The sequence below is a fragment of the Haladaptatus sp. QDMS2 genome, assembly GCF_029338295.1.
In the GTDB taxonomy this organism is placed as follows: domain Archaea; phylum Halobacteriota; class Halobacteria; order Halobacteriales; family Halococcaceae; genus QDMS2.
Genome location: NZ_CP119792.1, coordinates 51,154 through 74,163, shown reverse-complemented (window position 1 = coordinate 74,163; position 23,010 = coordinate 51,154). Strand labels below are relative to the sequence as shown.

At 57.4% G+C, this 23,010-nt stretch carries 21 protein-coding genes; 3 read left to right on the top strand and 18 right to left on the bottom strand.

What is annotated here, in order from left to right; genetic code table 11:
• Positions 1–73: 73 nt before the first annotated feature.
• The 4 genes from P1M51_RS16370 to P1M51_RS16355 form a co-directional block, all read right to left on the bottom strand.
• On the bottom strand, positions 74–922 hold the full coding sequence (locus P1M51_RS16370) for a DNA-binding protein (protein WP_276275136.1): 849 nt from the start codon (positions 920–922) through the stop codon (positions 74–76).
• 550 nt (positions 923–1,472) lie between these two features.
• A complete protein-coding gene (locus tag P1M51_RS16365; RefSeq protein WP_276275135.1) occupies positions 1,473–1,955 on the bottom strand; it encodes a hypothetical protein in 483 nt (160 codons plus the stop codon).
• Complete coding sequence (locus P1M51_RS16360) at positions 1,936–2,625, bottom strand: nucleotidyltransferase domain-containing protein (protein WP_276248563.1); 690 nt, start codon at positions 2,623–2,625, stop codon at positions 1,936–1,938. The genes P1M51_RS16365 and P1M51_RS16360 overlap by 20 nt, the downstream gene beginning before the upstream one ends.
• A gap of 638 nt (positions 2,626–3,263) precedes the next feature.
• Positions 3,264–3,527, bottom strand: coding sequence for a hypothetical protein (locus P1M51_RS16355; RefSeq protein WP_276248564.1), 264 nt, complete (start codon positions 3,525–3,527; stop codon positions 3,264–3,266).
• A gap of 1,112 nt (positions 3,528–4,639) precedes the next feature.
• Here P1M51_RS16355 and P1M51_RS16350 point away from each other — a divergent pair.
• Positions 4,640–5,182: a hypothetical protein gene (locus P1M51_RS16350; protein ID WP_276275134.1), complete on the top strand. Its 543-nt coding sequence runs from the start codon at positions 4,640–4,642 to the stop codon at positions 5,180–5,182.
• 3 nt (positions 5,183–5,185) lie between these two features.
• Complete coding sequence (locus P1M51_RS16345) at positions 5,186–5,626, top strand: hypothetical protein (RefSeq protein WP_276248566.1); 441 nt, start codon at positions 5,186–5,188, stop codon at positions 5,624–5,626.
• Between the two features lie 35 nt (positions 5,627–5,661).
• Here the strand turns inward: P1M51_RS16345 and P1M51_RS16340 are convergent, their stop codons facing one another.
• The 4 genes from P1M51_RS16340 to P1M51_RS16325 form a co-directional block, all read right to left on the bottom strand.
• Positions 5,662–6,486 (bottom strand): hypothetical protein, encoded by an 825-nt coding sequence (locus P1M51_RS16340; RefSeq protein ID WP_276275133.1) that lies wholly within the window; start codon positions 6,484–6,486, stop codon positions 5,662–5,664.
• 45 nt (positions 6,487–6,531) lie between these two features.
• Positions 6,532–6,930: a transcriptional regulator gene (locus tag P1M51_RS16335; protein WP_276275132.1), complete on the bottom strand. Its 399-nt coding sequence runs from the start codon at positions 6,928–6,930 to the stop codon at positions 6,532–6,534.
• A 255-nt stretch (positions 6,931–7,185) separates the two neighbouring features.
• On the bottom strand, positions 7,186–7,626 hold the full coding sequence (locus P1M51_RS16330) for a winged helix DNA-binding protein (RefSeq protein WP_276275131.1): 441 nt from the start codon (positions 7,624–7,626) through the stop codon (positions 7,186–7,188).
• Positions 7,627–8,367: 741 nt separating this feature from the next.
• The gene (locus tag P1M51_RS16325) at positions 8,368–8,775 is read right to left on the bottom strand and encodes a hypothetical protein (protein WP_276248570.1); all 408 of its coding nucleotides are present in this window, start codon (positions 8,773–8,775) and stop codon (positions 8,368–8,370) included.
• Positions 8,776–8,935: 160 nt separating this feature from the next.
• Between P1M51_RS16325 and P1M51_RS16320 the strand changes: the two genes are divergently transcribed.
• Positions 8,936–9,385: a transcriptional regulator gene (locus P1M51_RS16320; RefSeq protein ID WP_276248571.1), complete on the top strand. Its 450-nt coding sequence runs from the start codon at positions 8,936–8,938 to the stop codon at positions 9,383–9,385.
• A 57-nt stretch (positions 9,386–9,442) separates the two neighbouring features.
• On the opposite strand, the gene P1M51_RS16315 is transcribed toward P1M51_RS16320, so the two are convergent.
• The 10 genes from P1M51_RS16315 to P1M51_RS16270 form a co-directional block, all read right to left on the bottom strand.
• Positions 9,443–10,093 carry a helix-turn-helix domain-containing protein gene (locus P1M51_RS16315; protein WP_276248572.1) on the bottom strand — a complete coding sequence of 217 codons (651 nt, stop codon included), beginning with the start codon at positions 10,091–10,093 and terminating at the stop codon, positions 9,443–9,445.
• Between the two features lie 102 nt (positions 10,094–10,195).
• Positions 10,196–11,287 (bottom strand): LeuA family protein, encoded by a 1,092-nt coding sequence (locus tag P1M51_RS16310; protein WP_276275130.1) that lies wholly within the window; start codon positions 11,285–11,287, stop codon positions 10,196–10,198.
• The gene (locus tag P1M51_RS16305; RefSeq protein ID WP_276275129.1) at positions 11,288–12,505 is read right to left on the bottom strand and encodes a CaiB/BaiF CoA-transferase family protein; all 1,218 of its coding nucleotides are present in this window, start codon (positions 12,503–12,505) and stop codon (positions 11,288–11,290) included.
• Between the two features lie 148 nt (positions 12,506–12,653).
• Complete coding sequence (locus P1M51_RS16300; RefSeq protein WP_276275128.1) at positions 12,654–13,298, bottom strand: isochorismatase family protein; 645 nt, start codon at positions 13,296–13,298, stop codon at positions 12,654–12,656.
• Positions 13,299–13,407: 109 nt separating this feature from the next.
• Positions 13,408–15,273 (bottom strand): hydantoinase B/oxoprolinase family protein, encoded by a 1,866-nt coding sequence (locus tag P1M51_RS16295; protein WP_276275127.1) that lies wholly within the window; start codon positions 15,271–15,273, stop codon positions 13,408–13,410.
• Positions 15,270–17,333 carry a hydantoinase/oxoprolinase family protein gene (locus tag P1M51_RS16290; protein ID WP_276275126.1) on the bottom strand — a complete coding sequence of 688 codons (2,064 nt, stop codon included), beginning with the start codon at positions 17,331–17,333 and terminating at the stop codon, positions 15,270–15,272. Before P1M51_RS16290 ends, P1M51_RS16295 begins: the two co-directional genes overlap by 4 nt.
• A 562-nt stretch (positions 17,334–17,895) precedes the next feature.
• Positions 17,896–19,896 (bottom strand): VirB4 family type IV secretion system protein, encoded by a 2,001-nt coding sequence (locus P1M51_RS16285; protein WP_276275125.1) that lies wholly within the window; start codon positions 19,894–19,896, stop codon positions 17,896–17,898.
• On the bottom strand, positions 19,893–20,906 hold the full coding sequence (locus P1M51_RS16280) for a hypothetical protein (protein WP_276275124.1): 1,014 nt from the start codon (positions 20,904–20,906) through the stop codon (positions 19,893–19,895). Before P1M51_RS16280 ends, P1M51_RS16285 begins: the two co-directional genes overlap by 4 nt.
• Positions 20,903–22,192: a hypothetical protein gene (locus P1M51_RS16275; RefSeq protein WP_276275123.1), complete on the bottom strand. Its 1,290-nt coding sequence runs from the start codon at positions 22,190–22,192 to the stop codon at positions 20,903–20,905. The genes P1M51_RS16280 and P1M51_RS16275 overlap by 4 nt, the downstream gene beginning before the upstream one ends.
• The gene (locus P1M51_RS16270) at positions 22,185–22,913 is read right to left on the bottom strand and encodes a hypothetical protein (RefSeq protein WP_276275122.1); all 729 of its coding nucleotides are present in this window, start codon (positions 22,911–22,913) and stop codon (positions 22,185–22,187) included. The genes P1M51_RS16275 and P1M51_RS16270 overlap by 8 nt, the downstream gene beginning before the upstream one ends.
• Between the last annotated feature and the right edge of the window lie 97 nt (positions 22,914–23,010).

Below are 23,010 nucleotides of genomic sequence, written 5' to 3'. Positions count from 1 at the left end.
CGAGATGGTCATTAATAGACGAAGAGAGATGACCAGCAAGGATGGCGACAAAAAAAGAAGACCGCCCGTTAGTCTACGTCCACCACTCGCCTCGCTCTGGGAACTCTATATTCGACCACCGCGTCAACGCAATCGAACACCGACCCTCGTACCAGTTTTTCGCCGCCGCCCTGAATCGCACCCGCTCTCCCTCGCTGACCATCGCCTGTCCTGACTTCTTCCAGACCGTGAATCGGATTCTCCCACTCTCATCTTCGAGGAGTCCAACCGATTGAATCGCTGGATGGGATGGCTCCCAGAGTCGCTCGATTTTTCCTTCGACCGTGACTTCGCCTCTGTCCACGTCCCCGACTTTCGCAATGGGAACAATCCCACCCGGTCGCGTCCATTGCTTCTCAATGACTGCGACGGCTGCACTCACCAATTCCGCGCCTTCGACCATCCGTTCGGCCACCTGCTTCGAGAGCACCGCCCGAGAGACACTGCTTTTCACCATCTGATGGATGCGCATCGCTTGCTGATTCACTGCCGCCAACTCCTCACGGCTCAACCGCTCACGAGGGTCCTCGCGTCCGGGCTCCAATCTCGAATCTACGCTCGCCGCCCGCTTCTCGAACTCAACTCTCCGTTCCCGGCTCTGCTCCCTCACCTTCCGCCGCGTCCGCGCTTCACGGTCTGACTCTTGCCTATCGTCCCACCGCGTCCGCGTTCTCGCAATCTCCCACTCACGTGCTCTCAAGCGCTCCTCTGCAGCCAAAGTCAGTCCGGACACTCCCGCATCCGGATGATTCGTATCCACCTTCGTCTGAATCTCCATCTCGACCGTGGGCCGCAGCTCAGGACGCTCCTCAACCGCCGCAAACTCATTTTCGTGTGCCTGTTCGACCGAAGCTTCTTCATCGATAGTGTGTTTAGTACTCATTGGTAGTTCTCCTGATAGGGAATTTACCGCAGAAGGCGCTCACTCGGCGTCTTCTTTTGAACCACAACTCTCCAGCCGTGGCTCTCAAACGCCTCAACCATCCGCGCGCTCGCTTCGCGCCTTCGCAAGCGACCCCCGGGAGCGAAGCGAGCGCGCCTCAGAGAGAAACCAACCAGCACCGCGCGCCAGCGTCACCCGGCGCGAGTGCCCAGCACACAAGCCGGTTTCGCGTCCGTCGCCAGACGCAACCGAAAGCGCGCTTGGTGCTGGCGGCAAACCAGACGCCCGGAACGGCGAACAAAGTGAGCCGCACGCCCGGAATGGTCGGTGCCGAGCGAACGAGGGACGACCGAAGGGAGGGCCTCGAAGCGAACGGTGAGTGTAACGAACCGTGAGCAGCGTCCGGGTGAAACGCGGCGAGCGGGGCGTGCCAGAAACGAATATGAAAGCCCGGTACGGCCTGTCCAAAGCATTAATTGGGAGATGCCCACACGCGTCGGTCACTCAACGCAACGCGAATCAGTATGCCAAACGCCGATAGCGCAAAGATTCAACACAGGCACTCGAATTTCTTTGACGAGAGATTCACCACGAATGCATGTGTTTCCATCGCGAGTTCGAAAACCAGCACAGCGCGCTCTTTGGCCGCGAGTCCGTCTTGATAATACGTCTTGGCGCGGTGATTCCGCCACAAATCCTTGAGATTCTCGGCGACGTATTCAGAGAAGAGCCCACGTCTCGCCGCTTCCGTATAGACGCCCGGATGCGTCCCGGGAAGGTCGCGTGGTTCAACGCCGCTTTCGAGCAGTTTGAACTCGATTACGCGTTCGATTGCAACGAACGAAGCCTCGATAACGAGCGTATAGTAGCTGTGGTCAAGCAGTACCTCGGCACCGGCAAGCAGACGACACGACTTCCGAAGTTGCAAGAGGTCAGCTTCGTTCGTATTTAACCCCGCCTCTATCTCGGCAGGATGCTGATCGAATGCAACCTGCACCTTCTCGATTAACGACTCAATACGATTCGTGCTCATCGCGTCGCACCTCCTTTCGAATCTCAGGGAATCGGTCGCTACGGTAAACCGTCACACCTTCACTAAAAATCTCGGAGAGTCTGTCGCCCACCCGTCGAACACTTTCAACAGATTCGACGAACGGTTCGAACGTATACCGGTCCCCGTTGAATCGTTCGTCTCCGAGGTTTGCGGCGACAGCCGAGACGAGACGGCGTGCGACCGTCCGGTCACCGTCGACGAGGACGAACACGTCGATGTCGCTTTTTCGGTCGGCTTCGCCGCGAGCAACGCTCCCAAACACAAGGATGCCAACAAGCTGGGCAATCTCATCGGAGGTATCAACACGACGATTCACGCGTGTGACGAACGCTCGAATGGGGTCGTGATACTCCACTTGCTGGATACCGAGTATGGGGTCGGCTTTCTGCAAGTGTGCAGGGTCGATTGCAACGTACTTTCGCTGTGGAGTCTCACGAATCCGCAAGAGCCCGACGTCATCAAGTAATTCGACGGCTCGCCAGATGGTAGAACGACTGTGTTCTGTTTCTTCACCCAACTCTCGCAGTGTGAACTCTGTGTCGTGCGCGTCGACCAGCACTCGGAGCACATCGTCTGCCGCCTGCAATCTGAACACCCTCGTGTCCGCAGTTGGCGTGACACGCAGACAGACTCTTATATCTTGTTCCATCTAATCAAACACTGTCCGAATATATGCAACAACATATAATAAAGGTGAAGGTTATCATGGGGTCACTGGTGCATAAACGACGGGAGAGAATGCATCGACATCCCGACTGCCATCGAATTGACGTTCGATTAGAGCACACCACCGACACGTACAGTGTGACTACGCAACCGCCATGGGTGGGAGTGAACCAGGCCGGGCGCTCGCGCGTGTCTGGTCGGCTCAGTGACCCTTATTGGCTTCGCCGATATGTCGTCTGAGCGACCGCGAGCGTCCGGGGGCGTTCGGCGTGGTACCGTCGACTGGCTCAAGGGCCACAGTCGCGAGAGCGCAATCGAGTTTCCGAATAATGATACTCTGAAGTATGATTATTGGAAGTACGATTATTGGAAGTACGATTATTGGAAGTACGATTATTGGAAGTATTATTTTACCTTGAAACGTCCCAAGAGGCCTTCACAGGTTCGAGAACAGCATCGGGTATCAGGATGAAGACGACGAGCGTGACAGGCATCTATCGACGAGACAGAGAGTAAGCAAGGATACCAACAGACACGATAGCGTACTCGCGATCTGATTATTTCAATTCGTCAGTCATCCTCGCAGTTCGGAGTGCCTCGAGCGTGTACAAGCCTTCGCCACTATTCAGCGATTTCGAGGCGCTCGACCTGCCCCAGATACGTCGTTCGACCCCGGGAACGGGAGAACACCGCACCCGTGTCGTAGTTGATGAGCGTCACGCGACTGGTGGTGTCGGGTTCGACGAGAAAGCCCACGGTGTGGTCGCTCGCGGTCACAGCTTCCTTGGCGAGCCGCCCCGTCCGGGAGACGACAGATTCCGAGCGCTCTGAAACATAGTAAACCGTCACGTCAGCGTCCACAGCAGGGGGATTTTCAACAGACATACCCTCGCTCCGCCGTCCTGTGTGAAGAAACTCTCGTTGTTTGCTCGCATGCTCCCATCTACAGCGTATCTCGGCAGTCGGTGCCGCCGTCGGTGTCGCCCTCGGCGCAACGCCTGGCCGTAACTAGCCCTTCCTGTGAATCGACGATTTTTCGCGAACGAATCTGGTCTACAGCTACCGCCTTTGCAGTGTCAGTTAGAGACGAAAGATTCGTATACCATCATCAGATTACAGAGTGAATACGCGAACACTCGTCCCGACTACCCCTCGTCGCTCGATTCACGTGCTTGCCTGGCCGCAGCCTCTCGAAGTTCCTCAATCGAAATTTCACGAAGTTCACCCGCTGCGTCACGAACGGCCCCTAATGGATTGTCTGCAACTAGGATGAGTTTGACATCCTCCACACGACTGAAGTCGTGGGATTCCTCGCGCTTGGGGTCGGTCGTTCCGACACCAACGGAGGCAACTTCCCTCCCGAGGGAGGTCTCGGTTTGTAGGTAGTGCGTCGGGGCGGTGGGCGCGTGGTGACGCCAGTCCGTTCGGACTACCCTGCTGACACCCTACAGGCCGTGCCATCGGCCCGACTCGGACTTGCGTCCGAGCCTCACTTGGGCAGGGTTGCTTTTTGTTGACGGAGACCCCAATCCAACTCCAAGTTTCCCGAGCGAGTTGCGTTAACATCCGATCCCATTCAACCTAAGTATTGCGGTTTTGACGGGATTGGTCGGATTCATCCCACGACTAAAGTCGTGGGCTTTCTCCTTGAATCTCTGTAATTCGGTCCTCAGATGGAACAATATGAAACCGTGTTCCGTACCGTTCTCGAATTTGCTTCGTAAGAAAGAGTCTGCCCTGGTCGTCGGTCTTTGAAGCCATGCGTGGGTTTACGATGACGTGGTTGGAATAATTTCGGTGTACACGTAGAACTCCTCGTGTTGATTCAGCGGGCGCGGATTCAGATTACGCGTGACCCCATAGCAAGGCATCCGAGTTAGTCCGCTGTTATCCCAACTCAAGCATCAGAGATAGGTGTGAGAGGAGCGGTGAACCAACTATTCGATATAGGATGAGCCACCTCAACCTATATTAAGATATACTACAAACTGTAGCGTATGACCGAAGACGAATCGCATTCTGAAGAAGGCCTCATGAAACGCCAGACCACGGGTGAAGACCGTGTGCGGATGGTCGCCCGGCAGCTGTCAGAGCCACGAACGGTCAACTGGATTGCCTCCGAGGCAGGCTGGTCACACGAACCCACCAAGCGCGTTCTCGGACGACTCGTAGACGACGGAATTCTTCATCGTGATGAAAGCGGCACCCACACGACGTACTCCCCTGACTACCGCCGTCAGGCGATGCAAGAGGCGATGCGCCTTCGAGATAGCGGGCACACGGTAGAAGAGCTCACGGACCGCCTCACCGGAATGAAGGCACAGATTCGCGACTGGGAAGACGAATTCGACCTCGAATCGCCGAACCAGCTTCGCGGTTCGTTGGCCACTGACGACCTCGATACCGACGAAGAAAATCGTCGCCGAGAGATCGCACGCGAGTGGGAGCACCTCCAGCGGCGCATCCAAATCGTTGGGTTTGCCATCCGTGAGTGGGACTTCCTGGCCCCCACAACAGACTCAGCTGGGGCCAGCAGTTAACAGATGTCTGTCCCGCATCCTGGTGGCGATCCGAATGCGAATTTGTATACACAGTTGAAACGAGACGTTCTCGACCGCGTTCCACAAATCACGACGACCGAGTACGTTCCAGACGACATCGAAGCCAAGCAACTGCGAGCACTTTTCGATGCGAACCGACTCGACCCGCCAACAGGACCGGATTCACCGGTGCTCGTCATTAAGTGGTATCGAAAAGACCCGCACGATTGGTTTCGCGTCAACTACACCGACCCAAACACTGGATTTCATGCTGGCTGGCATCAGGATGAGGACCATCCGGATCTCGGGCTAGCGCATTTCCAGTACTCGACCGACGACGATGAAGATCGATGGGGCACCACCTTCGAACACGAAACGCCGTCGCTGATTCTCTGGGAAATCATCGAAGACCTCCTTGCTGAGGTCCGACCAACATATCAATGAGAATGTAATAGCGAGTGATTTGATTCGACAGGCGCTCACTCCGTAATCCACTCATACTGCAAGTCGATACTCCGGTCACTGGCTCGCACCTGGTCGTGGTCGGCACCATCGAGCAGGACGTTTTCACGTGCCCCGTCGAGAATCGGGCTGTCCTTGTCCACCGGATAGAACGCGTCGTTCGACCCGCGAATGGTGTAGTACTCGACAGCCCCGGGCGTCTCGTCAGGATGATTCAGCTCGTACAGTGGCTCACCGGGTTCGTCGGCACACGCAGGCGAGATAAACTGACACGGCTCGCCCCAGCCCGCGTACGCACTACAGGTCGGGCACGTCGACGTCCCGTGATTCGCCCCTGCAAGCCCGACGAAGGTATCGACCGAACTATAGCGGTCTAACTCGGCGAGCCAGAATCGCGCTCCCGTCACGCCCAAGGAGTGGGCGATGATGTCCACCGAGGACGCGCCAGTATAGGCGAGCACGTTGCTCACGAAGGCTTCGAGTTGGTCGCGCATCTCCGAATGGGTTGAGGTCCCCTCGCGGAACGTAATCGACCAGAGTTCGTCGCCGAGATACCCACGCTCCAGGAACACGCCTGCGTGTTTCGAGAAATCACAGGCGTCGCGAGTGTTCCCGTGGACGAACACCACTGGATTTTGCGTATGTCCCGATTGCGTTCCGTGAAACTCGTGGCCGCCCCAGCCGCCGTACTGTCCCCCAGTGTCGAATGGGAGGTTCGTGTCGCTCGTCCGCGGTCCAGAACACGGGCGTTCCCCCGAGACGCAGGTTGACGTAAATGGGATTGCACCAACGGCTCCAATCGTCCGCAAGACATCTCGACGGCGAATTCGTTCCCCGACCATTAATTGATGGTTCTAATCGGGCGAATAATATATTGTGGGGCCGAGTTACACATCCGAGTTATAGGCGTCGTGGAACTCCCATTCCCGTCGCATCAGGGCTTCGACACCCTCCTCAAGGATACCCGTTCCGAGGCTCGTCGCGCGATAATATGAATAGAGACCGTCCCTATCTGGTGAATTGCGTTTGCGATTCTCCACGAGGCCAACGTCGACGAGTTTGTCCAAGTGGTAGTGAAGTTTGTTGGCAGGAATCTCGAGCTTTTCTCCTAGGTCGCGAGCACTCAGGTCCTGTTCGTGTTTGAGCGCGTACAGAATGCGAAATCGAATCGGGTGGCCAATCGTCCGCTGCATGTCGAGGTACTCCTCGAAGGTCAACACGCTGTCTTCGGGCAAGAGGTTGGCCGGGTCAGAGGGCGTATTGTCCGAAGGGTCACTCGAGGTCATTGTTTCAGCGTTTCAAAGGAACCACCTTAACCATTCATCAGAGAAGACCGTCAAACAAACGAAGAGCGAACGGTACACGTGCCCTTATCCAAGTCGAACGACTTCCACTGACAGGGCTGGTGTTACCACCAGTTACAGGCACTTGGACAGTGACTCGATGACCGACCGGAACTCAGGTTGTTCGTCTGACTGGTGCTCACATATACCACTTTCAGCATACAAGAATTATTCAATCTGTCCTCATACCCTGTGCTCTCATGCCTCTGCGGTGTCGTCTGCAGGGTCGGATTCAGATACGGCAACCGGGAGCTCGATCGTGATGTCGTCGTACCATACGGTCGGCTTTTTCGCCCGGCCCTCCTGGACGAATTCAACCAACCCCAGCCGCTCGAGTTCCGAGAGGTTATCATGCACCCCTCGGACGTCGCGGTCGACGAACCGTGCCAACTCGCGAATGCTCTGTGGTTCGCGTCGCGCAATCGTCTGAAGGAGCTGGACGTTATTCGCCGACAGCAGGCGCTGGAGGTCGGCTTCTCGTTGGAGGACGACCTCATAGAGTGGATCGGAGTCGTCTCCGGCGTCAAGGGCAGCGAGACGGGCTTCGACCTTGTCGAAGGCGTCGTCGGGCGTGCCAACTCTGATGGTCAGCGTTCGATGTTCGTGCGGTGCGTCCTCGGTCGAATTAGTCTTGTTCATGCTCAGTCACCTCACGTCGAAATCGTCTGAGTAGTTCGACGTAGCTACCGGGATATTCGTAGTTGGCTTTATTCGACATAATGTTTGAGTGCGCCGAGACATCGGACCTCACCATCGCTAATGCGGTCCTAGTGGTGCGATTCAGTGGTTTTTGTTGTACGTTGATGTACAAACACGGATACTGTCACTTCGAAGTGGAAGAGAGAATTGAGGAGATTACAGGGTCGCTGCGGGAAAATGCGGTGAATCCTTGTCAAGGGAGTTTTGTAGTGCAGATTTCGAGATTTTCAACGGTGTTCCAAGTGAAGAGGCGTTGGTCTGCGGCGAGAAGTTCGAAGATGCCTTCTTGCATCCAGCTATACGGCCATTCGTGGTCGGTTTCGCGGACGCTTTCGTTGGGGTTACGGAACTGTTACCAAAATCAGGAGTAAATAGATGTGAACGGTACAAATTCTGCCCCGAATTATTAATACGATTCACGCCGAACCTGTAAGCGTCACATGAGTTTCAAACACGGCCTATACGGACGTTCAGGAGATTCGTGTGACGGCCAAACACACACTAGCCAGCCGTTCCGCTGGTGTGCGTGCTTTGATGACGCGTCCTGCACGTTGCTGGTGCCGGGAACGAAAATTGAAGGACATCCCCAAGGTCGCCAGGTGCGTCCCGCGAGAAGCACGAAAATAGAGAGTAGTAACCCGGTGAGGCCCAGCCACCCTCGGTACACTGTTGTACCGTTTGCTACCGAAAATAGGAACGGTAGGCGAGTTTGAGGACGTAGGTTTTCTCAAAATATTGATCGACGGCAGCGAAGTATCCCATTTCGACGAGGAATCCCCCACAGCGGTGTTCAGCGACACCGACGAGATAGGTGGTGTAGTCGGCGATTAATCGGAATTTCGGGTAGCTATGTTCCCATTCGTTCGCGATATCGCTCATGAGTATGGCGCGTGCCCCACTGCGGGCGTCCAGTTGGTCTCTTACTTGTTCGAGGCGCATACGAGCGTCTTCGGTGTAACTGCCAAGAACGAAGTAGCTGGTGTCGTAACTGTGGATTTCGGTGAGGTCGCTGGTGACGTTGAGGACTGATTCGAATTCGTCGTAGGAGAAAGAGAGGCCGCGATAATGGGCTTCGGCTTGCTCCATCATTTCTTGTTTAATGTCGTCGGCAACGGGGGGCACGTTCAGTCTGAATTTCTCGTACGATGACTTAGTTTGATTGACTAGCTATTCCGTGAGTTTTCGTGTGACTGGGAGCAATTCGGTCATCGCCGAAACGGTTATCAGAGTGTGGAATAATGTGTTAGATATGAGCCATCCAGAATTCCCCGGGAAAACCAAAACGAGCGGGAATGACCGCGACTTGATGGGGAACCTCCAGAAACGTCGCGAAATGCTGGACATGGCTACCCAGAAGACCCGATTCACCTTGATTCAAGGCATCGTGAGTCACGTCCACGAAGCCCCATCACTCCGCGAACTCGACCTGATGAACCCAACGCTCTCGCGTTCGACAATCCATGAGCACCTGGAAAAACTCATCCACGTTGGCGTCATCGAGCGCGTCATCAACGAGGAAACGAAGAACGAAGACGGGATGACGTTCACGTTCTACGTCCTCACCCCGGAAGGACGCGAGGTCTTGACGGGAACCGGGTTATTCGACGCCCAGGACACGCTCAAACACTTCTATGATCGGCTAGAGAAAACTGAGGAACACAAGCGGCTTGAACAGATGCCACGCCCAACCCGTTCCTAACCGAACCGACGCGGCAAAATTCCCATTCCGTCCTCCAAGTCAACGAGTGTATCGAACTCAGTGAGCCTTCGATTCAGGCGCGTTTCCACGTGCGGGGTGTTCAGTCCCCTCCATCGCATCGGCCAGGAGCTTCGCCTGCGCTTTCCGGAGGTGTTCTAAGAACGTCGCTCGACTGATGCCCAACTCGGCTGCGAGGTCTTCGCTTTTCATCTCACGTGGCCACTTGAAGTACCCATGTTCGAGGGCGGCAGAAACCGCTTCGTACTGGCGTTCGGTGAGCCGTGCGGACGGTTCGTTGAAATGGGTGACCTTTCCAAGCGTGACTTTTCCGATTTGCTTGAACTCGGTGATGATTGCACGCAAATCTTCGCGACGGAAGAAGAGAATCGTGTACACGCGGCGTGCTTCCGAGATGTGATTGCGCCGTCGCAAAATTCCATGATTGCGGTCGATGGCGTCGTACGCACCACAGGAGGTTTTCGTGACCAGATAGGTGGTCTCGTTTAGCTGTTCGAGATGCTGGACTTGCGTAGACCGCTCGAAAAAGTCAAAGTACGCGTCTTCGGCCGCGTCAAACTCGATGACGAACGTCACCGAATGGTCGTGCAACTCCTCGATTGCGATGTCGAAGCCAGCGTCGAATGTGGCAGCGAAGTCGTCTAGCACGCAAAACTTGTCCTGTTGGAGGTGAACCTCGGCTTGAAACATGTGTCCTGAATCCCCTGTGGTGTGTTGTTCGCTAGCAATCCGATAAGTGTTCGTTCGCGTTTCCTTTCACGTTCCGGGTGAAACAAACCGCCTAACACGGCGTCAGTCGCCAAACTCACGGGAAGCAAGCTTGAGCGCTTCCGCAAGTGAGAGTGGGCCGTGGGTCGCGAGTAGGTCCTGGAACCGACTCACCGCTTGGGCTGTTGGCTCGACGTTCGCCCGTTCGAGCAGGCGAGTCGTCCCACCTTCACCGGTTGGCTTTCCGAAGATGAGTGTCCGCTCGCCACCAAAGGTTGCAGGGTCGAATGGTTCGAGCGTCGACGGGTCTGCGAGCATGGCAGCCGTATGGATTCCCGATTCGTGTTTGGCGATTTCTTCGCCCAGGACCGCTTTCCGCCTACCGTACGACTCGCCGAGCGTGTCGAGGATGTCGCGACAGGCAGGGATGAGCGACGTCGTGTCGAGCCCCAGGTCGTCCTGGTAATCGACGGCACAGGAGACGGCAACCTCTTCGAACGAACTGTTTCCCGCCCGTTCGCCAAGCGAGGCAATACTCACATCAGCCTTCGCCACGCCAGCGTGGTAGGCAGTGAGTGCGTTCGCCGTCCCACAGCCCATATCGTCGTGGAAGTGGACGCCAACGCGTGCGAGGTCTACGTCCTCACCGAGTGTGTCGAAATATTGCTGAACCGTGTGTGGGGTTCGCGCCCCCACCGAGTCTGCGAGCGTGAGAATCGGCACATCGGGGAGCAACTCGAAGATATCGACGAGATAGGCTGGGTCCGTCCGAAAGGCGTCGGCGAGCGTGACGTGTGGCGTTCCGCCTCGCTCGATGATGTGGTCTACTGCATCGCGAAGGAGCGTCTCCATCTCGTCTCGGGACTTGCCGAGGAGGTGTTCGAGATGGCTATCGGAGACAGACACGAACGTCTCGACGACGTCTGCACCCGCGTCAATCGCCAGGTCGATGTCACGGTCTAACGCCCGAGCAAGCGCGATGATGTCGGCTGACGTCGACTCGGAAAGTTCGCGGACAACCGTCTGGTCTTTCTCACCCGTTGCGGGAAACGCCGGCTGAATGAACGGAACGCCCACGTCGTCTAGTGCGTGGGCACACTCGACCTTCTGAGAGGCGGTAAAGTCGCGACCCGGCATCTGGTCACCCTCACGGAGCGTGACGTCGTTCAGTTGCATCTAGATGACACCCGCTTCGTCGAGGCGTGCAAACTCCTCGGTCGACATGCCGAGTTCGCCCTGGTACACCTCTTCGTTGTGCTCGCCATGCCCGGGGCCAAGGAACTCTACCTCCCCGGGCGTCCGAGAGAACTTGGGTGTCGGCGCAAACGTCTTCAGCGAGCCAACGTCCGGGTCGTCGACTTCGATGATGGCGTCGCGAGCCTGGTACTGTTCGTCTTCGAAGATATCTCCCATATCGTAAACCGGGCCGACGATGGCATCGTTGGCTTCGAGAATGTCGATTGCTTCGTCGGTTGTGTGCTGTTTGGTCCAGGCTTCGATTTCCGCATCGAGCGCGTCGACGTTTTCGACACGCGTGACGTTGTCCGCGAATCGTGGGTCATCGATGAGTTCTGGCTTGTCGATTGCGCGAGCGACCCGCTCGAAGATTTTCTGATTCGACGCAGACATCGTCATATAGCCATCTGCCGTCTCGTAGATGTTCCGTGGGGCAGTGCTCGAATGACGATTCCCCGTCCGTTCGCGAACGTATTCCATCCGGTCGTAGGCTTCAACCTCGCCAAAGAACAGCCGAGAGAGTGGTTCGATGAGCGAGACATCGATGACCTGGCCTTTGTCGCTCGGATTACGGCCTAAATCGCGCTCGTAGACCGCCATCAGCGTCGACTGGAGCGCGAATTGCGCTGCGGTGAGGTCTGCGAGACTAATCGGTGGGAGCAAGGGTTCGCTGTCAGGGAAGCCGTTTGCGTGTGCCCATCCCGAGATGCCTTCGGCAACCGTGCCGAAGCCAGGTTTCTGTGACTTTGGCCCCGTCTGCCCGTAGCCAGAGAGCCGAACCATAATCGCTCGCTCGTTGACCGCGTGAATGTCGTCCGGGCCGAGGCCCCACCGTTCCATCGTCCCGGGGCGGAAGTTCTCAAAGACGATGTCGGCATCTTCGATGAGGAGGAGTGCAATCTCTCTGCCTTCTTCTGACCCAAGATCGAGCGTGATACAGCGCTTGTTGCGCCCGAGTGATTTCCAGGCCAGCGATTCACCTGACGCGGTTTTCTGTGGCCATTCGCGGATTGGGTCACCCACCTTCGGGTGTTCGATCATGACGACATCGGCCCCAAAATCGCCCATCATCGTGGTGGCGAACGCCCCGCTTATCATGCCGGACATGTCGATAACCCGCAGTCCATCGAGCGGGCCAGTGCGTTTTCGTGCTGGCATTTGTGTCTATGATAACCACTCCCGTACGGTGAAAAGCCATTGTTCCTCCCTATGTTGGGAGTATAAGTAGGGGTGGGTACGTCGGGACGGTGCTCGTGCACGAAAAATGCCCGACAGGTTACGCCCGAAAGCCGGAGAAACGCAGGGCTCAGTTCTCGCCGAACGACTCGGTGACGTAGTCGAGAACCGACGCTGTTGAAACCACGTCGCCGTACTTCGCGTCGATGTCGAACAGATTTGCGCGGTGTGGGCCGTCTGCCCGGTCGCCAACCGCATCTGCGGGCACGATCGTCCGATAGCCATGTTGGAGGCTGTCGACAGCAGTCGCGCGGACACACCCGCTCGTGGTCACCCCGGCGAGGACGAGCGTGTCGACTCGTTGGTTCGTGAGTTCAGTCTGCAGGTCGGTTCCGAAGAAGGCACTCGCGTATTTCTTGAGGATGACGCGTTCTGCATCCATCGGTGCAATCTGATCATCGACTTCGATACGGTCGGTCCCGAGTCGCAATTCTCGAAGCGCGGGTACCTTCTCGATGAAGCGACCCGCATCCCCGTAGGATTCTTCGTAGGCAACCGTCGTGAAGTAGCGTGGCAGGTCGTATTCACGGAAGGCGTCGAGCAGCGCACTCGTCTGGGCAAGTACGTCTGAGACGTCCGACCCGAGATTCGAGTCGGGGTCGGTAAACGCGTTGATGAGGTCGATTATCACCAATGCGGGCCGTTCGCCCATGCCGACGCTCTCACCGAACTCGCGGTCTTCGTAGAGGTTTGCCGTGTCGTCAATCCAGTCCATATGTGTAGTGTGTTGGTTGGTATCAATAAGCGCTCAGTCCCGTCCCCGACTCGGTTGCAACGTGGTGGGAGAGAGGTGAGGGAACCGGGTGGGTGAGCGGTACGCGGGGTTACCGTCGGTTGTTGAATTCTCGGCGTTCTGTGGCGATTTGGTCTGCGAGCACGGCTTCTTCGGGGAGCGGGCCATAGTCGAACTCAGGGAGTTCGTCGCGTTCGTCGCGAAGCGTCTCGCGGGTGCGCTCCGTGCTCGCTTCGTCGACGGATCCGTCCGCAGCGAGGACGACGCCGTATTCTTCACGGGCTGCATCTGCAGAGATGAGTCCCTGCGAAACCTCTCTGGCAACGGTCTCTGTGTCTCGGTCGAGCGGGTCGCCAAGCCCGCCACCGCCGGCCGTACTGAAGAACAGTTTATCGCCGGCTTCGACGGGGACGTTCTCGACTTTCGACGGGAGTTGTTCGACCGTGCCGTCGGTTCGAATGAGTTTCTTCTCACTCGTCTGTCCGTGTTTCCCTCCGTCGACACCCCACGGATAGGTGTGCGCACGGTCGTCTTGGAAGGTGATTGCGCCGTCTTCTTCGAACGTGTAGACCTTGGTGATGCCGTGGCCACCACGGAATTGGCCGGGGCCGCCCGTATCCGGCCGCGTACTGTATTCGTCGATGGTCATGGGGTAGTAGGCTTCCTGGTACTCAGCCGGGACGGTGCGAAACAGCGGCCACCACGAGTGACCGTCGAGTCCGTCACCGCCAGGGCGAGCGGGAATGCCACCATACAGAATCTCCAACATCTGGAAATCGTTGCCGTCGGCGTCAGTTCCGGCGTACACCAGATTTGGCGACGTGCCGTAACTGCCAGCGACGGAGAAGCCATCGATGAGCTTCGAGAACGTCGCCTGGAGGACGTCGAACTGTCGCGCCATCAGCGGCAGTCGGTTACCCAGCGCAGCAGGGTACTCGGGTTGAATGACCGTTCCCTCGGGCAGCGTGACCTCGAAGAGGTCGTAGTAGCCATCGTTGAACGTCAACAATGGGTCGAAGGCCATGATGAGGAACACCCCGGTGAACATCTTGAACATTTTTTCGTTCAAGAGGAAGTTCACCGTCCCCGGAACCTGCTCGTCCGTTCCCGTCCAGTCGAGGTAGACGGTATCGCCCTCGCGATAGATTTCGAGGTGGAGTTTGATGGGCCCGTTACCCATCCCGTCGTCGTCGACGAAATCCTCGAACGTGTAGCGTTCACCCTCGGGGACGAACTCACGGATGAGGTTGATCATCCCATCGCGAGTCCGGTTTAAGATTGCATCACAGCTTTGCAGATAGGTTTCCTTGCCGAAGCGGTCACACAGCTCTTTGACCCGGTCTTCTGCGGCTTTCGTCCCCGCAGCGAGTGCCTTGATGTCGGCTTCTGCGTGCGCTGGCAAACGGGTGTTGTGGGCGAACGATTCGAGAATGTCGGCGTCGATTTCGCCCTGTTTGTAGAGCTTGACCGGTGGGAGGCGCATCCCCTCTTCGAAGATAGTGGTCGCGTGGACGGGCATACTCCCGGGCGTTTTCCCGCCAACGTCCATCAGGTTCCCCCACTGGCTGGAAAAGCCAACGAGGTCGTTGTCGTAGAAGATGGGGCGCAACAGGAGCATATCCGGGGTGTGCGAGACCGCGCCTGCACACATGTACGGGTCGTTCGTCGCGATGACGTCACCGTCGTCTAACTCGTCCCAGTCGAACGGCGAGTTCTCGATGATGGTGTCGATTGCGCTCCCGAACTGACCCATGACCATCCGCCCTTTCGCATCGGCGATGAGCGGGAACTGGTCTGATTGCTCGCGGATAACCGGGCTGATGGCCGTCGTCTCCACGACGCGGTCCATCTCGTAGCGTGTGTTAGAGAGCGTGCTTTCGATGATGTCGAGCGTCGTCGCGTCGATGTCGTAGTCGCGGACGAAATCGGGCGTCGTTTCGGTTTCGTTCTGGTTCATTGAGATTCACTCCTGTTGATTTCGAGGTTCGCAAATCGATCGACTGTCGCCTCGTGGTCTGGCTGAATGACGACGGTGGAATCAGCGTCGGTGACGATGGCCGGACCGGGAACGACGTTGCCCGGCGTGAGTTTCGTCCGGTCGTAGATGCCCGATTTGTGGTAGGTATCGTCGAAGTACACTTCGTGGGTACCGACTTTCGCCCCAGAAGCGTCTGCATCTCCCAGTTCGGCTTCTTCGAGCGTGACGCCCTGAATCGTCCCCTTCCCGATAACGCGCAGGTTCGCAATCTCGAGAGGGGCATCGAGCGAGAAGCCGAATTGTTGGTCGTGACGCCGTTCGAAGTCGTCTTTAATTTCTGCGAGGCCAGCCCCGTCGCGCAGTTTGTCGATGTCGATTGGAATCGACATCTGGATGTCCTGGCGATAGTAGCGACAGTCAGCGAAGAATTCGAAAGCGTGCTGGTCTGCATCGACCCCCTCCGAGAGGAGCCAGTCAGTCGCCTCACCCTGTAAGTGTTCAAGTCGGGCCGCAACGGCGTCTCCTTCGACGTCCTCGTCGGTTTCGAGGTAGGTCTCTGAGAACTCGTTTTGCACGTCGCTCGTCAGGAAGCCAAACGCGCTCATCACACCCGGGCCAGGCGGGATGATGAGGGGGTAGGAATCCATCACGTCGGCCAGTGCGTTCGCGTGCATCGGCCCTGCACCGCCAAACGCCACCAGGCCGAAGTCCCGTGGGTCGTACCCTCGTTCGACGGAGACGACGCGGAGTGCGCCGTGCATGTTCTCGTTTACGATGTCGAGGATGGCCTGTGCGGCTTCCTCAACCGAACTGTCTCGCTCGTCGGCGATGGTTTGAATCGCCTCGCGTGCCGCCTCTCGGTCGAGGTCCATGCGTCCACCGAGTTGCACCGAGGGAGGAATCCGCCCGAGCACGACGTTCGCGTCCGTGACGGTCGGTTCCTCGCCACCCTGGCCATAACACGCAGGGCCTGGGTCTGCACCCGAGCTTTCGGGGCCCACCTGAAGCGACCCGGAGAGTTGCACACGGGCAATCGACCCGCCACCAGCACCGACCGTGTTAACATCCACAGCCCGCGACTTGAACTCCCGATACCCGACTTTCGTCTGGCGCGTCGTTCCGGGCGTGCCATCCTCAACGAGCGACACGTCGGTTGACGTTCCACCCATGTCCAGGGTGAGCACGTCCGGGACGCCCTTTTTGTTTGCAATCGTAGCCGCACCGACGACCCCACCACTCGGCCCGGAAAGGGCGAGTTCAACCGGGTGATTCTTCGCCGCAGTCGAACTCATGAGTCCGCCATCAGACCGCACGACGTTCATCTTCGCTGCGGACCCAGCCGCTTCGAGGGAGTCGTCGAGGTCGTCGAGATAGGTGATGACCTGCGGTCGCGCGTAGTCGTTGATGACCGTCGTAAGCGTGCGTTCGTACTCGCCGTATTCTGGGACAATCTCGGAGGAAATCGAGACTGGCAGGTCGGGAGCTTCGTCTGCGATGAGTTCTCTGACGCGCTCTTCGTGGGCCGAGTTCAGATACGAATTGAGCAAGGAGACGGTCAGGGATTCGACGCCCGCGTCTGCAAGCGCTCGCACCTGCTCCCGGACTTCTGCTTCGTCGAGCGGCGTGAGTTCTTCGCCATCGGGAGAATTGATTCGACCACTGATCCCCCGCGTATCGACGAGGTCGGCAAGTGGGTCTGGTTTGTCCATCCCCATCCACCCGTACAGTGGCCCCGGCGTCCATGCCCGTGCGAGATGAAGGACATCTTCGTGCCCTTTGGTCGTAATGAGCCCGACTCGCGACCCGGTTTCTTCGAGGAGCATGTTCGTCACGACTGTCGTCCCGTGGAACAACAGGTTCAGGTCGGCGACCGTGGTCCCGGCTTTCGTCGTCGCCTCGTTTATCCCATTGATGACGCCAGTTGAGGGGTTTTCCGGCGTCGAAAGCACCTTGTCGATCGTGAGTTCGTGGGTATCCTCATCGAATACGATTACGTCCGTGAACGTCCCACCAACGTCTACGCCTAGATTGTGTGTCATGAGTTACCGTATATGATAATTTGTTCCAGCGCGAGGCCTAAGGATTCCCCCAACGCTGGTAGGGAGTTTATGTACTACGTGCGGACTGTGACCGCATAATTCGGCCTAGTGCGGCGAGAATCTCATCAACCGCTCTTCGGACACCGACCCCTGGCGGAGTTCAGAGAGCGTCTCGTGGGGAATTTCACAGTCATGGTTCTGTGAAACCACGCTGGTGAGACGACACCCAAACCCCTTACTACACGAGCGTGTTATTTGCTATCATTATCTGAGCCATTTTACCACAAAGCATCCCAAATAAAATACTGCAGATTTTGATGGCCATCGCCGACACACAATCCGACGACCCGTCGATCGGTGCTTCCGAACACACCACATGCTTACGCATTCGCCCAACCAATAGCTCACTGCATCCAGAGACAGTGATAACTCACCTCCGTCGTATCCACGGGCTCGGCCCGGACACGAACACAAGTCTCCTTTCTCGACTCACTTGCCTTTCTCCCCCGGTAAGCCGTCTGTGACCACGGAGCCTCGTTCATCTATCGCAGATGTCACCTCGTTAGTCCGTCCCCACATGATGGTACCTCGACTGTGCATTCTCGGAGCCCTCAACTGGTGGCTCTGTTTGTGAGACTGAATTGACTTCACCGTCCACGACAGCAGCCTCGAATCCACTCGCTCGAACGCGCACGGGGAACCAGCCCTCCTCGGCTACACCAAGCAGTGCTTCTGAGAACCCGTCTTCCTCGTTCCCAGCTTTCGCCGTCCGAACCCAGTTCACCTCTCGTTCACTCAGCCCGAACCACGACGCGAGTTTCTCAGCTTCCTCCTGGACGCGGTGAATCATCGTCACCGAACACAGATTCGCGATGGTTTTCGCCGCTGGCGTGAGCGAGAACTCCCCGCCAGTCTGCGTGATGAACTGCAGCGAGAGGTCGTAGTGGCGACTGTGACGCACGGCGGTTTCGAGGAAATCAAGCGAGCTTGCGTCGTTCATCAGATAGTGTGACTCGTCGATGACGAACTGCACCTTCTTTTCTGTCTGCTTTGCCCGCTCGTAGACCGCGTTGAACAACACCTGCATCATCAAGCTCGTCTCCATGCGTCCGTGGGTCCCCTCGTCTTGCTGTAAATCGAGGTAGATGACCTTCGAATCGAGGTCGAAGTCCGTGGGCGTGGTGAGATTGGCGAGGTCGCCGTCAGGACGGAACGAGGGGCGCAAGTCCTTCAGCAGCGACTGAACGTCCCCACGAACGCTCTCTTGTTCACCCCACGTTACGTACCCGAACGCCTCGGGGTCGTTGAGAAGCGATTCCAGTACCCTAATGACGTCCGGAATCGTCGGCGACGAATTGGCGTGTGTCTTTGGGTCGCGCGTGATACCCGCCCGTGTGTAGGCTTCCTGTACCGCCCGTCGCAGCGTTTGTTTGCGGTCGCCGAGTGGATTGGTTGCGATATGGGTGAAGAACGTCTCGAAGAAGGTGAGCACCCACCCGATTTGCTCCGCCCACGGGTCCATGTCTGGCACCGATTCGAGCACGTGGGCAGGCGTCGCCCTGAGTTCGAGTGGATTGAATCCCCGTGTTCCGCCGACGGTGACACGCTCGCCACCGAGTGCCCGACTTACGCCGGCAAAGCCGCCGAGCGGGTCGAGCATGATGAGGATGGTATCCTCGTCGTACATCGCGCGCCGAACGAGTTGCAGTTTCGTCGAGAAGGACTTGCCCGCACCCAGTTGCCCAATCGTCATCATGCAGTAGCCCGTCTCCCGGTTGAAGCGGTCGAAGATGAGCGGACTCTCGTTGAGCGCGTACGTCCCGTACTCGATGCCGGGTTCTGCGAACGCGCCCGCGAGGAAGGGAAACATTGCTCCGAGTGCACCCCCCAGCATGGGTGTTTTCGCATCGAGCGAATGGTTGAGTTTGTCCACACCGACTGGACTCCCCGAGACGAGCGAATCGAGTTGTGCCCACCGCGGCGTGACCGGTGTCAGGTTCGCGGGTGACTGGCGTGCCGTATTTGCGACGGCATCCCCGTCTGTCCCGAGTGCGTCTGCGTTCTCGCCACGGACGGTGAGATACATCGACACGTCGAACGCTCGCATCGACGTGTTCCTGAGGACGTCGTACAACTCCTGGTAGTCTTCGAGGTCCTTTCTGACCCCGCGTGCGCCCGCCCGTCGCTTATCTGCGAGATACTCGTAGTCGGCTTCCAGGTCTTCGATACGATTTTCCAGTGAATCGAGCGTCGAATGCGTGTCCCGCGGGTCGATGTGGAGACTGATGTCCGTCTGTCTCGATTCCGGAGCAGAGTACAGCCGCTCGAAGATGCCGTCCACGGGGGCGTCTGGATACTCACCTATCCACAACGTCTGCGCCCACTGCTCGCCCGTCCGTATAGCGTTCGGTGTGCGCTCGATACTCGACGGTGAGACTACCGATTGATGAATGTCCGGAACCGAGTCGAGCGAGGCGTCACCATCGCCACCATCGTTTCCGGTGTCTTCGTTGGATTTGTTTGAGTCGCCGCTTCCCACAAACGGCAGCCAATCACGAATCATTCAGCGCCTCCCACGAGTGGTCGCGTCCGGAGGACACGCTGCATGTCGCCGTATTCGCGTGACTCGCCCGCCCAGAACTCACCGATGAGCTGTGTTGCGTCTTCGACTGGAATGCGACGCGCGCCACAGCCTTCGATTCCTCGCAGTCCCGTTTCCACACGACGCAGTCGCTCGTCCAACGTGTCGAACATCGCCTCGCGCTGTTCTTCGATACGTGGCGCGAACGCCGCCCGCACGAACAGCCCGACGAAGGGGAGTGCGGCAAGCTTCTGCATCAGGCTCTCGCGTTCGAACTGCACATCAGCCGGGGTGACTGTGATGATGACGTAGTGGTCTCGAATCGTCATCCGTCGCTGGTCTAAGTCCTCGCTGTACCAGTCGATGTAATTCTCGATGAGTGCGGAGAGTCGAGGATTAGATTTCACATCCGGATCCGTGAGACGGGCTTCGTATCTCCCAAGATACTCCTCGACCGGGAACTGCTGTGTCGTCGAGAAAATCTGAATCGGAAACTCGACCGTCGTATTCAGAAAGTCCTGGAAGGACTCTGCTTTCTGTCGCCATTCTGCGTCCGTTGCGAGCGCCATCGACGGTGGGTCAACCTGCACCATCCCGATGAAGGTACCATCCGTGCGTTCGATGGCTCCCGCACGCGGATAGACGCGTTCGAGCTGGGTGTACGCCTTTGCCTCGTCGTGCGTGAGTTCCTTCTCGCTTCGCTGGTAGCCAACGAACGTCTCCAACCAGTCGAGACTCGTCGCGTATGATGGCGTGAGATAGACGAACACTACGCCGACTGCGATTGCGAGCGCAGCGAGCGGGAGTGTGAACGCCTGCACGGAGTAGCCCGCCACGGTGAGTGAGGAGGGTACGACTACCTGGGTCAGGAGGATGACGACCACACCCGGGAAGAGGGCAACCGCAAGGTCAGTCAGCGTGTAGGTTCCGAACAGTTTCGCGTCTGTACCGAGTGATTTGGGGATTCGTTTAGTGGGGTCGTGAGTGCTCATTGGGGGTCCTCTGAGTGGTCATCGTTCGATGCTTCGCCATCCGATGAGTGGGATGGTCGGTCGCGACGCCCCGGTCGAAGCCGAGTCTCGAGATGCTCGAAATTCGCATTCCGGGAGTCGGACTTGGTGTGTCCACCACCGTCTGTGCGGTAGGAACGCGTTGTCTGCGTGGATGCGGGTGTGAGTCTGTCTCCGAGACTGTGGGCTCTCGACCCACCTGAGTTCAAGAGCGTCTGGCCGTCACGTCGAATGGCTGGCTTCCCGCGAACGCCTCGAATGAAGTTCCGGCTCCCGTGGCTCGCCTCGCTCCCTCGTTGCTGAGCCGCCTGCACCCGCGTCCGCGCCTGGCGTGAAGACATATGATGGGAGGTTCGCTCTGCCATGACGAACAACGCCCCTGCTTGCCAGAACAAAACGAGTGGCGACAGCACCGCCATAATCGGGATGACGAGTGCGGTGAGCCAGAGGCCAATGCCGCCCATCGAAAGTTCGAAGCTACTGCCAAGAATCCCTCCGAGACGGAACAACAGCGCCACGGGAACGGTCATGAACAGGAACGGAACGAAAAACCCAGCCAGTCGTTTCATGAATCGCGAGGCGAGTGTGAAGGGGCCAACGCCCGGAATCCAGAACACGATAAGCAGTGGCATCAGCAACACGAACAGGTAGAGCGCAATCTGGCGCGTGAAGTAGATGAGCGCAATCAGCACGAACAGGACGAAATCCGCGGCCAGTGAGACTACCAGCCCGAGGACGCCCATCGAGCTGAACGAGAGCGTCTCGAACAGCGAAATCTCGGCCAGATTCGGCACGAGAAACCCAGTCAGTCCGTGGACGAACTGAAGGGAAAGCGCAGCAATCCACCACCACGAGAGGATACCCAACAAGCCCGCGAAGGCGCGTTTCTTGAGTTTCGACCGGTGGTAGTTACTGAACAGGTAGCTCGTCGATTCGAGGAAGATGACCAACCCGATCGACAGCGCCCATAGTGTCAACACGAGTGGGACCATCGTCTCCCAGTAGTAGTCATAGAGGTTGACCCAGACACCGTTTGTCGGACGGGTGAACACCGCGTTCGGGTGAGGCGTTCCGACGACGATTTCGATTAACGAATTTGCATTTTTCTCGATTACGCGAGTAACTGGTCGAAACAGGATTCGAAGTAGCTCTTGAAGCGCAGAAACGATAATGTCGCCAAGTGCACTTGATTCGGCTTCTCCCTCTGGCGTCCCTGTTTGGGCTATCGCGTTCTGAACGATGGTCGGTATGGAACCAAACCTACCCATTTGAGTCGTCACCGCCTAGAATTTCAACCGCTACCTTGCTGCACGTGTACTCACCAGTGAGTCCTGCAGAGGTGACCTCTCCATCTACCGTGGCTCGAATGTCTTGTTTCAGCGGTTCTCCAATCGCTTGTCCAACAATGACGGTAAACTCGTAGTCGCCGCCACACTCGGGATTCTCCTGATTAGAGAAAAGTAGCGCAGCTGATGAACTGACAAACTTTTGCGTGCCATTTGGTTCGATAATTAAACTCGAAGTTTCTGAAGGGTGTCTAAGTTGAATTACGCCAGGACTGGATCCAATATCTTGGTGTGCTCCGAAGTTTGGTGCATTATCGTAAACAATCTCATAGACCCACGTCGGCCCACTCCCGGTATTGCGAACTGTGACCGCAAGCTTCCCGAGGTCGCTTGGTCGGGAACCATCCGTGTACTGGGCAATGTCCTCAATCTGGAGTTCAGGTTTCAGTTCGAGCGCTCGTGAGAACGACTCACTTCCCGTATCAGCAACGAGCGTGTAGCTCCCGGGTTCGTAGTGCTCGTAGTCACTCCCTTCGGGCTTGATGTCCAGTAGTCGAAGTTGCACCCGTGTCTCGCCTGTCGCCACACTCGACTGCGTGTAGAGACTTCCCTCGGCGTCGATGAGGTTGACTTGTGTAACTTCGTGGTCTGGAGCCAACTCCACGACCAGATACGGCCCGTCGAACGAGAGTGAGGCGAACACCGTGTCGCTCTCCTCGCCGGTCGTTTGGTCTGACTGTCCCTCACTACTCGTACAGCCAGCGAGTAGCGACAGTCCCGTGGCTCCAGTAAGCAGGAAC